At 72.1% G+C, this 13,339-nt stretch carries 11 protein-coding genes; 8 read left to right on the top strand and 3 right to left on the bottom strand.

All coding sequences use genetic code 11. The annotated features are described in order from the left end of the window. From ACIA47_RS18375 to ACIA47_RS18360, 4 genes are all read left to right on the top strand, one after another. Entirely contained in the window at positions 1-2,100 is a 2,100-nt protein-coding gene (locus tag ACIA47_RS18375; RefSeq protein WP_396709360.1) for an iron ABC transporter permease, read from the top strand. Positions 2,101-2,127: 27 nt separating this feature from the next. Continuing rightward, a complete protein-coding gene (locus ACIA47_RS18370; protein ID WP_203119922.1) occupies positions 2,128-3,033 on the top strand; it encodes a siderophore-interacting protein in 906 nt (301 codons plus the stop codon). A gap of 131 nt (positions 3,034-3,164) precedes the next feature. Next, positions 3,165-4,625: an SDR family oxidoreductase gene (locus ACIA47_RS18365; RefSeq protein ID WP_196922553.1), complete on the top strand. Its 1,461-nt coding sequence runs from the start codon at positions 3,165-3,167 to the stop codon at positions 4,623-4,625. A gap of 39 nt (positions 4,626-4,664) precedes the next feature. After that, entirely contained in the window at positions 4,665-5,141 is a 477-nt protein-coding gene (locus ACIA47_RS18360) for a heme-degrading domain-containing protein (protein ID WP_396709300.1), read from the top strand. Between the two features lie 45 nt (positions 5,142-5,186). On the opposite strand, the gene ACIA47_RS18355 is transcribed toward ACIA47_RS18360, so the two are convergent. Then, a complete protein-coding gene (locus ACIA47_RS18355; protein WP_203119643.1) occupies positions 5,187-6,563 on the bottom strand; it encodes an FAD-dependent oxidoreductase in 1,377 nt (458 codons plus the stop codon). Positions 6,564-6,800: 237 nt separating this feature from the next. Between ACIA47_RS18355 and ACIA47_RS18350 the strand changes: the two genes are divergently transcribed. Together ACIA47_RS18350 and ACIA47_RS18345 are read left to right on the top strand one after the other, a co-directional pair. Beyond that, on the top strand, positions 6,801-8,177 hold the full coding sequence (locus tag ACIA47_RS18350) for a serine hydrolase domain-containing protein (protein WP_396709298.1): 1,377 nt from the start codon (positions 6,801-6,803) through the stop codon (positions 8,175-8,177). An 86-nt stretch (positions 8,178-8,263) separates the two neighbouring features. Continuing rightward, complete coding sequence (locus tag ACIA47_RS18345) at positions 8,264-9,592, top strand: alpha/beta hydrolase (protein WP_396709296.1); 1,329 nt, start codon at positions 8,264-8,266, stop codon at positions 9,590-9,592. Between the two features lie 59 nt (positions 9,593-9,651). Here the strand turns inward: ACIA47_RS18345 and ACIA47_RS18340 are convergent, their stop codons facing one another. Then, on the bottom strand, positions 9,652-10,872 hold the full coding sequence (locus ACIA47_RS18340) for an MFS transporter (protein ID WP_396709294.1): 1,221 nt from the start codon (positions 10,870-10,872) through the stop codon (positions 9,652-9,654). 41 nt (positions 10,873-10,913) lie between these two features. Between ACIA47_RS18340 and ACIA47_RS18335 the strand changes: the two genes are divergently transcribed. Further along, positions 10,914-12,008, top strand: a complete 1,095-nt coding sequence (locus ACIA47_RS18335) for an ROK family protein (protein ID WP_396709292.1) — start codon at positions 10,914-10,916, stop codon at positions 12,006-12,008. A 116-nt stretch (positions 12,009-12,124) separates the two neighbouring features. Here the strand turns inward: ACIA47_RS18335 and ACIA47_RS18330 are convergent, their stop codons facing one another. Further along, positions 12,125-12,508 (bottom strand): MerR family transcriptional regulator, encoded by a 384-nt coding sequence (locus tag ACIA47_RS18330; protein WP_203119634.1) that lies wholly within the window; start codon positions 12,506-12,508, stop codon positions 12,125-12,127. Between the two features lie 117 nt (positions 12,509-12,625). On the opposite strand from ACIA47_RS18330, the gene ACIA47_RS18325 reads away from it, so the two are divergent. Continuing rightward, positions 12,626-13,330, top strand: coding sequence for an SDR family oxidoreductase (locus ACIA47_RS18325; protein WP_203119632.1), 705 nt, complete (start codon positions 12,626-12,628; stop codon positions 13,328-13,330). The last annotated feature ends 9 nt before the right edge of the window (positions 13,331-13,339 follow it).

The following is a 13,339-nucleotide window of genomic DNA, read 5'->3' as shown; positions in this document are numbered from 1 at the left end:
CTGAACGCACCCCCGCGCCCGGAGCCGGCCACCCGGCCGGCTCCGGGCGGACGCCTGGCCGTGCCCCGCGTCGCCGTCGTCTTCGTCGCCGCGATCCTGCTGCTGCTCGTGGTCGGCGCTGTGCACCTCACCCAGGGCACCTCGAACGTCGGCGCCCTCGACCTGCTGCGGCTCGCGACCGGCGCGGACGATGAGGCGGCCCGCGTCCTGATCGCGTCCCGGCTGCCCCGGCTGCTCGCCGGGCTCGCCATCGGCGTGGCGCTCGGGTTCGCCGGGGCGGCGTTGCAGTCGATCGCCCGCAACCCGCTCGCGTCCCCCGACACCCTCGCTGTCAACGCGGGCGCCCACCTGGCGATCGTCGCCGTCGCCGCGTTCGGCGTCTCGCTGCCCGCGCTGCCCGCCGGCGGCCTCGCCTTCTGCGGCGGGCTGGCCGCCGCCGGCCTGGTGATGGCGATGTCCTCCGGTGGGCAGGCCGGCACCACCCGGCTGATCCTCGCCGGGTCGGCGACCGCGCTGGCGCTCGGGTCGGTGACCACCCTGCTGCTGCTCCTGTTCGAGCAGGCCACCACCGGGCTGTTCGCCTGGGGGAACGGCTCGCTGGTGCAGAGCGACCTGACCGCGCTGACCCAGCTCGCCCCGGTGATCGTCGGCGCCGCCATCGTGCTCGTGCTGCTCGGGCACCGCCTCGACATCCTCGCCCTCGGCGACGACACCGCCACAGTGCTCGGCCTCGACGTGCGGCGCACCCGGCTCACCGTCATGGTGCTGGCCGTGCTGCTCTCCGCCGCGGCCGTCACCCTCACCGGCCCGGTCGGCTTCGTCGGCCTGTGCGCACCGGTGATCGTCCGGCTGCTCGCCCCCGTGGTGCCGGGGGTGCACCGGCACCGCGTCCTGCTGCCGTTGTCCGGCATCGCCGGGGTCATCATCGTGCTCGGCTCCGACGTGCTGCTGCGGGCCGTGATGGGCGGGCAGGCCGGGGTCGACATCCCCACCGGCGTGGTCACCACCCTGTTCGGCGCGGCGATCCTCATCTGGCTGGCCCGCCGGCACCGCGACGCCGGCCCCACCCGTCGTCCCCCGGGAGGGCACGCGGCCGTCCGCTCCGCCGCCTTCCACCGCGGCGTCGTCGCCGTCACCGCCGTCCTGACCGTCTGCGCAGTGGCGGTCGGCATGCTCGCCGGTGACACCTGGGTGCTGCTCGGTGACGTCGTCAACTGGGTCAACGGCAGCACCGGGCCGGCGTACACATTCGTGCTGGACCAGCGGTGGCCGCGCGTCGCCGCGGCGGTCCTGGCCGGCGCGGCGCTCGCGGTCGCCGGCACCACAGTGCAGGCGGTCTGCCGCAATCCGTTGGCCGAACCGGGCATCCTCGGCATCACCGCCGGCGCCGGGCTCGGCGCCGTCTCCCTGCTCACCTTCGTGCCGCTGGCCGGGGTGTGGGCCGTCTCCGGCGTCGCCGGGCTTGGCGCGATGCTGGCGTTCGCCCTGGTGTACGGCCTGGCCTGGCGCGGCGGACTGAGCTCCGACCGACTGGTGCTGATCGGTTTCGGCGCCTGGCAGGGCGGCATGGCGGTCATCACCTACCTGGTCGTCGCCTTCGATCCGTGGAACACCGGCAAGGCGTTGACCTGGCTGTCCGGCTCCACCTACGGTCGGATGCCCACCCAGGTGCTGCCGGTGCTGATCGCCCTGCTGGTGCTCACCCCGGCCGTGGTCGCCGCCCGCCGGGAACTCGACCTGATGGCGCTGGACGACGACACCCCCCGGGTGCTGGGCGTCCGGCTGGAACGCACCCGGTTGATCGCGCTCGGCGCGGCGGCGCTGCTCACCTCCACCGCCGTCTCGGCCGTCGGGGTCATCGGTTTCGTCGGTCTGGTCGCCCCGCACGCCGCGCGGGCGCTCGTCGGCGGTCGGCACTCCCGGGTGCTCCCGGTGGCCGCCCTGCTCGGCGCGGCGCTGGTCAGCATCGCCGACACCCTCGGTCGGACGGTCATCGCGCCGGCCCAGATCCCCGCCGGCCTGGTCACCGCCATGATCGGCACCCCGTACTTCGTCTGGCTGCTGTGGCGTTCCCGCGCCGTGGCGAGCACCACCCGGTAGACGCGAGCCCGAGTCGAGAGAGGCACCATGACCGAGACCCTGCCCATCGCCCCGTGGCGCGTGTTCGCCGTCACCGTCCGGGCGGTACGCCGCCTGAGCCCGTCCTTCACCCGGGTGACCTTCACCGGGGCAAACCTGGACCGCTTCGCCGACAACGGTTACGACCAGCGGATCAAGCTGGCGCTGCCGCTGCCCGGTCAGGACCGGGCGACCCTGCCGGACGGCGCGGACTGGTACGCGACGTGGCGGGCCCTGCCCGAGCACCTGCGCAACCCGATACGCACCTACACGGTCCGGGCGGTCCGGCCGCACCTGGCCGAGGTGGACGTCGACCTGGTGCTGCACGGCGACAGTGGCCCGGCGACGCGCTGGGCTCGGCGGGCCAGCGTCGGCGACGAGATCGCTCTGGTCGGGCCGGATGCCGGCTTCGACGGCAACCACGGCGGGGTCGAGTTTCGACAATCCACCGGCGGCACGCTGTTGCTGGCCGGGGACGAGACCGCCGTACCGGCGATCAGCAGCATCTGCGAGCGGCTCCCCCTCGACGCCCGGGGCACTGTCGTGCTGGAGGTGCCCGACGCCGCCGACGTGCTGCCGCTGCTCGCGCCGCCTGGCGTCGAGGTCCGCTGGCTGGCCCGGGGCGCCGACGGGTACGGCAGCAGGCTGGTGCCCGCCGTCGTCGCGGCGGCCGGGGAACTGCTGGCCCCCGGCGCGTCGACGGCCGCCCAAACTGTGCCGGACGTCGACGTGGACACCGAGATCCTGTGGGAGGTGCCCGAGCAGGTGGCCTCGACGCCGCTCTACGCGTGGCTGGCCGGGGAGGCCGGCGTCATCCGTAACCTCCGCCGGCACCTCGTCGCCGAGCGCGGTCTGGACCGGCGGGCGGTCGCCTTCATGGGCTACTGGCGTCTCGGCCACTCCGACGCCGACTGACAGCGCCGCGAGGCGCACCACGCCGAGCGGCCGCAAGGTGCGTCGGAGGCCGTGAGGCGCGTACCGTTTCGGGTCGGACTTGGGGCGGGTCGGCTGGAGCCGGCACGGGATACGGGACGAGACAACGACGCATGACGGTGGACAACATTACCGAAAACGGTCAAGAGGGCATTGACCGAAGCCGGCTGGAGGCCTGCCTCAGCGTCTTCGAGGCGTTGGAGGCGCTGCCCTCCGACCACCCCGACGTGGTGCGGGTGCAGCGGGCCACCGCCCGGCTCTACAAGGTGATCAAGCAGCGGCGGCGGGAGGAGCGGCGGGACGCCATCCTCGCCGCCGACCGCGCGGTGACGGAGGCCACCGCCACCGGCGCTCCGGGGCGGATCGACGACGAGACACAGGGCATTCCGCTCGCGTCCTCCGTCGCGGGCGAGACGGCCGGCTTCCTGCACAACCCGCGCGGCTGCTACGTCTGCAAGCAGCGCTACCGCGAGGTGGACGCCTTCTACCACCAGCTCTGCCCGTCCTGCGCAGCGCTGAACCGGGAGCGCCGCGACGCCCGCACCGACCTGACCGGCCGGCGTGCGCTGCTCACCGGCGGCCGGGCCAAGATCGGCATGTACATCGCGCTGCGGCTGCTGCGCGACGGCGCGCACACGACGGTGACGACCCGGTTTCCGCACGACGCGGTCCGCCGCTTCGCCGCGATGCCCGACAGCGCGGACTGGCTGCACCGGCTGCGCATCGTCGGGATCGACCTACGCGACCCCGCCCAGGTGATCGCGCTCGCCGACGACGTCAGCAGCCAGGGCCCCCTCGACATCCTGATCAACAACGCGGCGCAGACCGTCCGCCGGTCCCCCGGGGCGTACGCGCAGCTCATCGCCGCCGAGGCCGCAGCCCTGCCGGACGGCCCGCTGCCGGAGCTGATCACGTTCGCCAAGCCGGACGGGCAGGGCGGCCCGGTGGGCAGCCTGACCGCCGGGCCACAGTCGACAGCGCTCACTCCGCACGCGCTCACCGCGCTGGCACTGACCAGCGGCTCGGCCTCGCCGGAACGGATCGCGGCGTCCACGGCCATCGACGCCGGAGGTCTCGTGCCCGATCTCGACTCGGTCAACAGCTGGGTCCAGCGGGTCCAGGAGGTGGACCCGGTCGAGCTGCTCGAAGTGCAGCTGTGCAACGTCACCGCCCCGTTCGTGCTGGTCAGCCGGTTGCGCCCGGTGATGGCCGCCGCGTCGGCCCGCCGCAAGTACGTGGTGAACGTGTCGGCGATGGAGGGCCAGTTCGGCCGCGGTTACAAGGGGCCGGGGCACCCGCACACCAACATGGCCAAGGCGGCGCTGAACATGCTGACCCGCACCAGCGCCGAGGAGATGTTGACCGACGGCATCCTGATGACCAGCGTCGACACCGGCTGGATCACCGACGAACGCCCCCACCCGACGAAGATGCGGCTGGCCGACGAGGGCTTCCACGCCCCACTGGACCTGGTCGACGGAGCGGCCCGGGTGTACGACCCGATCGTCCGCGGCGAGCAGGGCGAGGATCTGTACGGCTGTTTCCTGAAGGACTACGCGCCCTGCGCCTGGTGATCGACCGATGATCGCCCCTGCACGATGAGGAGAAGAGACATGTCAGCTGACCGTGACTCGTGGCCGACGCTGGACGAGCTGCTGCGCGAGGAGGGCGAGCTGGAGCTCGCGGGTCTGTCCGAGACCGACGCGTACGAGCTGGGGATGCTCGCCGTCACCGCCGCGACCGAGCAGCGGCTGCCGGTCTCGGTGGGCGTGTGGCGGGCTGGGCGGCAGCTGTTCCACTGTGGCCTGCCGGGGTCGACGGCGGACAACGACGCGTGGCTGCGCCGCAAGGGGCGGGTGGTGATGCGCTTCGAGCACTCCTCGCTCTACATGGCCCGCCTGTGCCAGGACAAGCAGGTGACGCTGGCCGAGCGGTTCGGGCTGCCGGCCTCGCGGTACGCGGCGGCCGGGGGCGCGGTGCCGCTGCGCGTGCGCGGCACCGGCGTGGTGGGCTGGGTCGGTGTGTCCGGGCTGCCGCAGCTGGACGACCACCGTTTCGTGGTCGACATCCTCCGCAAGCTCCCCCGGTAATGGGCTATCCCGGCGGCCTCCTGCCGAGGCCGCCGGGTCACCCGCTCAGCGTGCGCGCCGGTTGGCCCGCAGGGCGCCCAGGAGCACGCCGGGCCGGGCCAGGGAGCTCGGGTGCTCGCGCATGGAAACCACGTCGTTGAACCGCCGCGCGGTCGCCACGTCCGTGACGGTCGCGGCGATGATCTGCCCACTGGCCCACCTGGAGAGCCGGTAGCCGCGCGGGTAGGGCCCGTCGACGTGGGGCAACGCCAGGTCCGCCGAGGTGGACAGCGACCAGGCGGCGTCGACCACTACCTTCTGGAGAGCGAGGTAGTGGCGCGCGGGCGCCCGCAGGTCCGGGCCGGACCGCAGGTACGTCGACAGGCAGGCCGCGTGCAGGGCCGCCGCCGTCATGCCCTGCCCGTACACCGGGTTGAACGACGCGACGGCGTCGCCGACGCTGATCAGGCCGGCCGGGAACCGCTTGAGCGCGTGGAAGTCCCGTCGCCGGCTGTCGGCGTGGTGGTAGGTCTGGACGTCACCGATCATCTCCTGGTCGGCGACCTCGCCGAACTCCGGTGGGAACTGCTCGCGCAGGCGGCGGACGAAGTCGTCGGCGGTGCGCCCCGGGCGGTCCTTGCCGTAACCGGCCATCATGGCCATCCACCGGCCGTCCTCGATGGCAAAGAAGGCAGCCCCGGCCACGTCCACCTGGGCCCTGGCGGTGTTCAACGCCAGCACGACCGTCGAGGCCGGGGTCACCTCCGGGCGACGGAACAGGGCGGTCGCGTAGTTGAGGTGCACTGTCATCCGCTGGGTGACCGGCCGGTCCCAGTCGGCCTGCGCCAGCCAGTCCGACAGTTTGCTGGACCGCCCCATGGCGTCCACCACGAGGTCACCGCGCTCGACACCGGCCACCCCGCCAACCTCACAGCGGACCCCGGTGACCGCGGAGCCGTCGAACACGAGGCCGGTGGCGCGAGCGGTGATCGTCTTGACGTTGGGCAGTCGGAGCACCTGCTGGCGGATCAGGCCCTCCAGCAGCGGGCGACTGCCCGCCAGACTGTCGGCGTCGTCGGGGACGACGACCTTCAGACGCCCGTCGAGGTAGTTGCGCCGGGCCGCGGGCGGCGCCTCGACCGCTCCGCGCGCCAGTGCCTCGTCGCGGAATCCGGGAAACAGCCGCTCCAGCTGGAAGAGGCCGCCGGGCAGCAGCGCGTGTAGCTGCGTCCCCTGGGGTACGCCGGGCCGCGCGCCGGTCACCTGCGGGTCGTCCCGGTCGATGATGACGACGGTGTCGGCGTGGTCGGACAGCACCCGGGCGGCCAGCAGACCGGCGACACTGCCGCCGACCACGACGGCCGTGCCCATCGTCGGGGACGGCTGGTCAGGGGGTCGAGCCGCATTCAGCTCTGCGAAGACCCGGGACGGGGAGAGGGACATCGTGCTCTCCAAGGGGGTAACGGGGCGTGTGCCCTCCCCGGTCACTGTCCGCGACCATGCGCGGACAGACCGGTGGACGGGTCGTTCGACGTAATGCCCGCCGATCGTCGCACAACCGCCCGAACGGCAACCGGCTGTGTCCGCCAGATGACCGCCTGTTGACTGATGAGCCGGAGAGGTTCGACATTCGGACGGGTCAGGTGGCGCGCCCGAGAGCCTACTGTCACGATCCCCGGCATGCCCGTTGCGCGTCGTACTCTGCTCGGGGCCGGCCTGGCCGCCGCGACCACCGCCCTCACCGGTTGCGGTGCCACCGACGCGCCGAACCCCGGCTCGGCCGGCCCTGGCGACGCGTCGACCGGGAAGGGCGCCACTGGCAGCCGGGTCGGATTTGGTCCGGCGGGAGACGCCGGGCCGCCGCTCAGGGCACCGGACGCACCGGTCGGCGGCAACCCACCGGTCCGTCAGGCCCGCTACGCGCAGGACGTGACCGCTCTGCTCCGGCGACACCTGCCCGCGACCCCGCAGACCGTGCAACACAAGGGTTTCCCCGGTGCGGTCGCTCTCGTCCTGGTGGGCGGGAAGGTGACGGTGCACACAGCGGTCGGTGAGGCGCTGCGTTATTCGGCGGGCCCGAAGCTGCTCGCGGCGAACCATCGCGTCGCGATGCGCCGGGACTCCATCTTCGACCTCGCCTCGGTCACCAAGGTCTACACGGCCATCCTGCTGTTGCAGCAGGTCGACAAGGGGCGTGTCGACCTCGGCGCTGCGGTGCGCGACTACCTGCCCGCCTTCACCGGCACGGGCAAGGAGCGGATCACTGTCGAGATGCTGCTCACCCACACCAGCGGCCTTCCCGTCGGTGCCAAGGTCACCGGCCTGCCCGACAACGCGGCCCGCTGGAACGCCGTGCTCGGCACGCCGCTGGTCTCCGGCGCCGTGCCGGGGAAGACGTTCCGCTATTCCAGCGTCGGGCTCATGGTCGCCGGCAAGATCGTCGAAAAGGTCACCGGCCAGCGGCTCGACCAGACGCTCAAGACCAACCTGACCGACCCGCTCGGCCTGCGCGACACCGGTTTCAACCCGAACAGCTGGCTGTCGGCCGCCGCGAAGGCCAGCAGACTGGTCGCCACCGACGCCCGCTCGTCACGGGGGCTGCTCCGTGGCGTCGTCCACGACGACGTCGCCAACCATCTCGGTGGCATCGCCGGTCACGCCGGCATCTTCGCCTCCGCGGCCGATCTCGCGGCCATCGGCCAGCTGCTCCTCAACGAGGGCGCCCACCAGGGCAAGCGGATCCTCGCCGCGGCGACGGTGCGCCGGATGCTCACCGACCACAACGCCGGCAAACCGGCCGTCGACCCCGAGCGCCCCAACCGGACCTCGGCGCACGGCCTCGGCGTCGTCCTCAACCAGAGCTGGTTCATGGGGAGGCTCGCCTCGGCCCGGACCTTCGGCCACACCGGATTCGCCGGCCCCTCGCTCCTGGTCGCGCCCGACCGCAAACTCGTCCTGGCGCTGCTCACCAACCGCGCGCACCCCAACTGGAGCTGGTCGGACCCCGACCCGGTCCGCGCCGCCGTGGGCGACCTGCTCGCCACAAAGGTCAACTGACTGGAAGGTGTGGACCATCGCGCCCCACCCTGACACGATACTTGCGCTAGTAGTGCAAATACTTCGTCCGTCCTGGTGGAGGATCGATGCACACATCTCGCCGGAGGCTGCTCTCCGTGGTGGCCGGGGTCGCCCTCGCGGCCAGCCTGTCCGCAGTCGCCGTTCCACACGCCGCCGAAGCCGCCGCCACACCGACGTACCGTCCAGTGATCTTCGTACACGGCAGCGCCGGATCGGCGGCGCAGTTCGAGACCCAGACCAAACGGCTGGCCAGCAACGGGTACCCGATCGACATCATCGAAGCCCACGAGTACGACTCACCGAACGTCGCGACGATCCTGCCCCAGGTGTACGCGGGACTCGACGCCCGGATCTCCCGCCTGCTGGCGGCCACCGGCGCGGACCGGGTCGACCTCGTCGCGCACTCCCTGGGCACCTTCGTCTCGCAGGGCTATCTCAACAGTTCGCCGGAGCGTGCCGCCCGGGTCGCGCACTACGTCAACCTGGACGGGCGCACCGCGACCTCCCCGCCGGGAGGTGTGCCAACGCTGGCCATCTGGGGCGAGGGTGACCCGGCCCGCGCCGTCGTGGGCGCGACAAACGTGCACCTGCCGGACCAGTCGCACACCCAGACCGTGTCGTCGGCGGAGTCGTTCACCGAGATCTTCGGCTTCCTCCGGGGCCGCGCGCCCCACACGACGCGGATCGTGCCGCAACTCTTCGGCGCCGCCCGGGTCTCCGGCCGCGCCGTGCTCTTCCCGAGCAACGCCGGTGTCACCGGCGCGACCCTCGAGGTCTATCCGGTCAGCCCACTGACCGGCGGCCGACTGTCACACCGGCCCGCGCATCGGCTGTCACTCGGCGGCGACGGCTCGTTCGGCCCTCTCCCGGTGCTCGCCACAGCTCGCTACGAGTTCGCCATCGTGCGCCCGGGCGCCGCGACGCACCACTTCTACTTCCAGCCGTTCCTCCGCTCGGATTCGTTCCTGCGCCTGGCGACCAGCGAGCCGGGCGAGGGCCTCAGCGGCCTGGTCGAGACCAGCGATCGGCACACCGCGCTCACGATCCAACGGCAGAAGGAGTGGTGGGGCGACCAGGGCGACGCCGGCGACCACCTCTGGATCAACGGCAGGGATGTCCTGAACGCGGCGAACACACCCCGCGCCAAGCGGACGATCGGCATCTTCGCCTTCGACGACGGCAGCGACGGCGTCACCGACCTGACGGCCCCGTTGCCGGAGTTCTTCAGCCAGACCTTCATCACCGGCATGGACGTCTTCGTTCCGGCGACGCCGGCACACCTCGGCCTGGTACGGATCACCGTGGGCCAACGCGGCGGCGGCTACGAGGTAGTCAACGTGCCCAACTGGAGATCGAGCACCGACCGGGTGACGGTCAGCGTGAACGACTTCTGACCGCGTCTCGCGGACGGCCCGGCCACCTCAGATCGAGACGGTGGCCGGGCCCGCACTCGTCAGACGGTGGCCGGGACCCGTTTGCGCACTCGTCGCCCGAAGGCGAAGCTGACCAACCCCAGGATCAACCCGGCGATCGCCAGCGCGACGCCCACCCGGGCCGGCGCGAGGTAACCGAGGCCGGCGGCGATGGCTACGCTGCCCAGCGCGGCGCCCAGGCTGTTCGCGATGTTCATGGCCGACTGGTTGAGCGCCGCGCCCATCAGTTGCGCTCCCGGGGCGACGGTGATCAGGCGCGCCTGCAAGACCGGACCGAGATACAGGCTGGTCGCACCCACCAGGAACGCGCCCACGAACAGGCCGACGCGGGACGACGCCACGAGACTGAACACGGCGATGCTCACGATCATCGCCACGAAACCGATGACCATGCTCCGCTGGAGGTCACGGTCAGCCAGCCAGCCGCCCAGGGCGTTGCCGACGGTCATCCCGAGACCCACCGCGACCAATGCCCACGGCACCGTCGCGGCGGAGAGGCCGGTGACGTCGGTGGTGACCGGAGCGATGTAGGTGTTCACCGCGAAGAAGCCGGCGAAACCGACCGCGCCGGTCGCGGCGACCAGCCAGACCTGCGAGGTCCGCAGCGCCCGCAGCTCGGTGGCCGGCGAGCCGTCGACCGCCGCGGCGACCTCCGGCACGACCGCCAGCACCGCCAGCAGGGTGAGCATGAAGAAGCCAGCGATGACCAGGTACGCGACCCGCCAGTCGACGGCCTGCCCGAGCCGCGTGATGAGAGGTACGCCGACCAGGTTGCTCACGGTCAGACCGCCGAGCACGGTGGCGAAACCACGGGCCTCGTTACCGGGGCCCATCAGGGTCGCCGCGAGCAGACCGGCCGCACCGAAGTACGCGCCGTGCGGCAGCGCCGCCGCGAACCGGGCCACCAGTACCAGGTCGAAGGTGGGGGCGAGCGCGGACGCGACAGTGCCGAGGGCGAACAGCACGAGCAGCCCGAGGACGAGCTTCTTGCGGGGCAGGCGCGCGCTCAACGCGGCGATCAGCGGCGCGCCGACGACCACGCCGAGCGCGTACGCGGTGATCATCCAGCCCGCTCGGGCGACAGCGTCCGACGACGACTGCGCGTACTCGTGCGGGAGCAGACCGCGGGCGATGTCGGGCAGCAGCCCCATCGCCACGAACTCGGTCAGGCCGACAGCGACGCCGCCCAGTGCCAGGGCGGCAAGCGCCGCCAATCGTCGACCTCTACTCAACTCGATCACCGAAAAAATTTAGCAACAGCGTTGCGTAATAGGGTGGTGAGATGACTCGCGTCACTGCCGACGTCACCTTCCTCCGCGACTACAACCAGGCACTGCTCATGGCGGTGGGGCGTACCGCTCGCACGTTCGAGCGGGCGACAGTGGTCGAGGCCACCGGCCTGACCCCACAGGCGGTCTCCAAGGTCATCGCCCGGCTGACCGCCGACGGCCTGATCCGCCCCGCCGGCGTCCGGCGCCCGGGCATCGGCAAGCCCGCGGTCGTCTACGAACTCGTCCCGGACAGCCGGTACGCGATCGGCGCCCACGTGGCCCGACGCACGCTGCGGCTCGTCCTGGTCGACCTGGCCGGCACCGTGCACCACTCGGCGGTCAGCCCACTGCCCCGCGACTTCACCCCGGAGCAACTCCTCGACGCCCTGAGCGTCGGCATCAACACGATGGCCGGCATCGGCGACCTGCGGAGCCGGCTCACCGGGCTGGGCATCGGCATGATCGGCCCACTCGACCACGCCAACGGCCTGGTCCGGGACGCCCACGGCCTGCGGCACTGGCACGACGTACCGCTGCGCGAGATCGCCGAGAAGCACCTCGGCCTCCCCGTCCACCTGGACAAGGACGTCACCGCGGGGATCACGGCGGAGGCTTGGCGGCACGGCGCGACGTTCGGCGACGCGGCCCTCATCATGGTCGAGTCCGGTATCGGCGGCGGCTTCTGGCTGGGCGGCGCGGCCCACCGGGGGGCGCACACCAACGCGGGCGAGTTCGGCCACACGGTGGTCGACCTGACCGGGCCCCGCTGCGTCTGTGACCGGCAGGGGTGCCTGGAGATCGTGCACCACCGGGCCGCCGAGGCCGGAGACATCGCACACGCCGCCCGCGTGCTGGCCGTCGGCGTTGTCAACCTGCTCCAGACCCTCGACCTCGCCCACGTGGTGCTGGCGGGCGCGGACCTTCTCCGACACCCGCAGACCTATCTCGCGGCGGTCACCGAGGCCGTCGGGGCGGACGCCCGACGCGCGGACTGGCTCAGCACCAGGGTGGCCCTGTCCAGCCTCGGCGCGGACGTGATCGCCGCGGGCGCCGCCATGCAGGTCCTCGACCAGCACTACGGCATCCCGGAACTCGCCCCGATCTGACCGCCGGCAGCCGCCGGGTGCGGGCGGTCGCGGCCCGACCGCTGGCAGCCGCCGGTGCGGACGGTCGCGGCGTTCGGTCGGCGGTGGGCGGGGACCGCGCCGCGCGCGTCGGGCCGTTACGGCACCAGGGCGTCGGATTCCACGTGGGCGCATCCGCTGGCCGGGCTCTCGCTGGAGGCGATGACCGCGTCGAGCCGGTCCCGCGCGTCGCGGAGTTGCCTGATCTGCTCGTCGATGCGGGCACGTTCGGCGCGCAGCAGCGCCCGGGACTCCGGCGTGTTGACCTTCGCGTCGACACAGGGCAGCAGGTCCAGGATGGTCCGGCTGGACAGCCCGGCCGCGTACAACGCCTGGATCAGGTGCACCCGCTCGACCGCGCTGTCGCCGTAGTGGCGTTGCCCGCCACTGCTGCGGTCGGCGGTCAGCAGGCCCTGCTCCTCGTAGTAGCGCAGGGCGCGCACCGACACCCCGGTCGTCGTGGCGAGCGCACCGATGCGCATTGCCCCTCCCCCCGTTCGGTGACACCTGTCACACGATCTTGTCCCTCACGTTGACGTCAGGTTCTAGCGTAGCTCGCGTACCGCTCCTCCCTGAAACCCGACAGGAGGCAACACGTCATGCAGATCATCGGTTCGATCGCGCTTGTCACCGGGGCCAACCGTGGCATCGGTCGGCACTTCGCCCGACAGTTGGTGGAACGTGGGGCGACCAAGGTGTACGCCACGGCCCGCAACCCCGAGCAGATCGACATCCCCGGCGTCGAGAAGCTCCAACTGGACATCACCGACCCGCGGTCCGTCGCAGCGGCTGCCGCTGCCGCACCCGACGTCACCCTGCTGGTCAACAACGCCGGGATCACCACCTACACCAACCTGGTCAACGGGGACCTGGGCAAGATCCGGTCCGAGCTCGACACGCACTTCTGGGGGACCCTGAGCATGGTCCGCGCGTTCGCGCCGGTGCTGGGCGCGAACGGTGGAGGGGGGATCCTCAACGTCCTGTCCGCGTTGTCGTGGTTCTCCTACGACGGGGCCAACGCCTACGGCGTGGCGAAGGCAGCCGAGTGGAGCCTGACCAACGGGATTCGGCTAGAGCTCGCCGGCCAGGGGACCCTGGTGACCGGCCTGCACCTGGGCGCCGCCGACACCGACATGATGGCCAGCTACGACGGCGACAAGATGGACCCCGCCGACGTCGTCCGCACCGCACTCGACGGCATCGAAGCCGGCCGGATCGAGGTCCTCGCCGACGAGTGGAGCGCGCACGTCAAGGCATCCCTGGCCAACGATCCGAGTGACTTCTACACCGAGACGGCGCGCTGACTCACTGGC

Source organism: Micromonospora sp. NPDC051227 (assembly GCF_044455385.1).
Lineage (GTDB): Bacteria > Actinomycetota > Actinomycetes > Mycobacteriales > Micromonosporaceae > Micromonospora.
Note: the sequence above shows the minus strand (reverse complement) of the source record. Positions and strands in the feature narration are given on the sequence as shown.

Coding starts and splice junctions, on each gene's coding strand:
- ACIA47_RS18370 (WP_203119922.1), top strand. CDS start 2,128: ATGACCGAGACCCTGCCCATCGCCCCGTGGCGCGTGTTCGCCGTCACC.
- ACIA47_RS18365 (WP_196922553.1), top strand. CDS start 3,165: ATGACGGTGGACAACATTACCGAAAACGGTCAAGAGGGCATTGACCGA.
- ACIA47_RS18360 (WP_396709300.1), top strand. CDS start 4,665: ATGTCAGCTGACCGTGACTCGTGGCCGACGCTGGACGAGCTGCTGCGC.
- ACIA47_RS18355 (WP_203119643.1), bottom strand. CDS start 6,563: ATGTCCCTCTCCCCGTCCCGGGTCTTCGCAGAGCTGAATGCGGCTCGA.
- ACIA47_RS18350 (WP_396709298.1), top strand. CDS start 6,801: ATGCCCGTTGCGCGTCGTACTCTGCTCGGGGCCGGCCTGGCCGCCGCG.
- ACIA47_RS18345 (WP_396709296.1), top strand. CDS start 8,264: ATGCACACATCTCGCCGGAGGCTGCTCTCCGTGGTGGCCGGGGTCGCC.
- ACIA47_RS18335 (WP_396709292.1), top strand. CDS start 10,914: ATGACTCGCGTCACTGCCGACGTCACCTTCCTCCGCGACTACAACCAG.
- ACIA47_RS18330 (WP_203119634.1), bottom strand. CDS start 12,508: ATGCGCATCGGTGCGCTCGCCACGACGACCGGGGTGTCGGTGCGCGCC.
- ACIA47_RS18325 (WP_203119632.1), top strand. CDS start 12,626: ATGCAGATCATCGGTTCGATCGCGCTTGTCACCGGGGCCAACCGTGGC.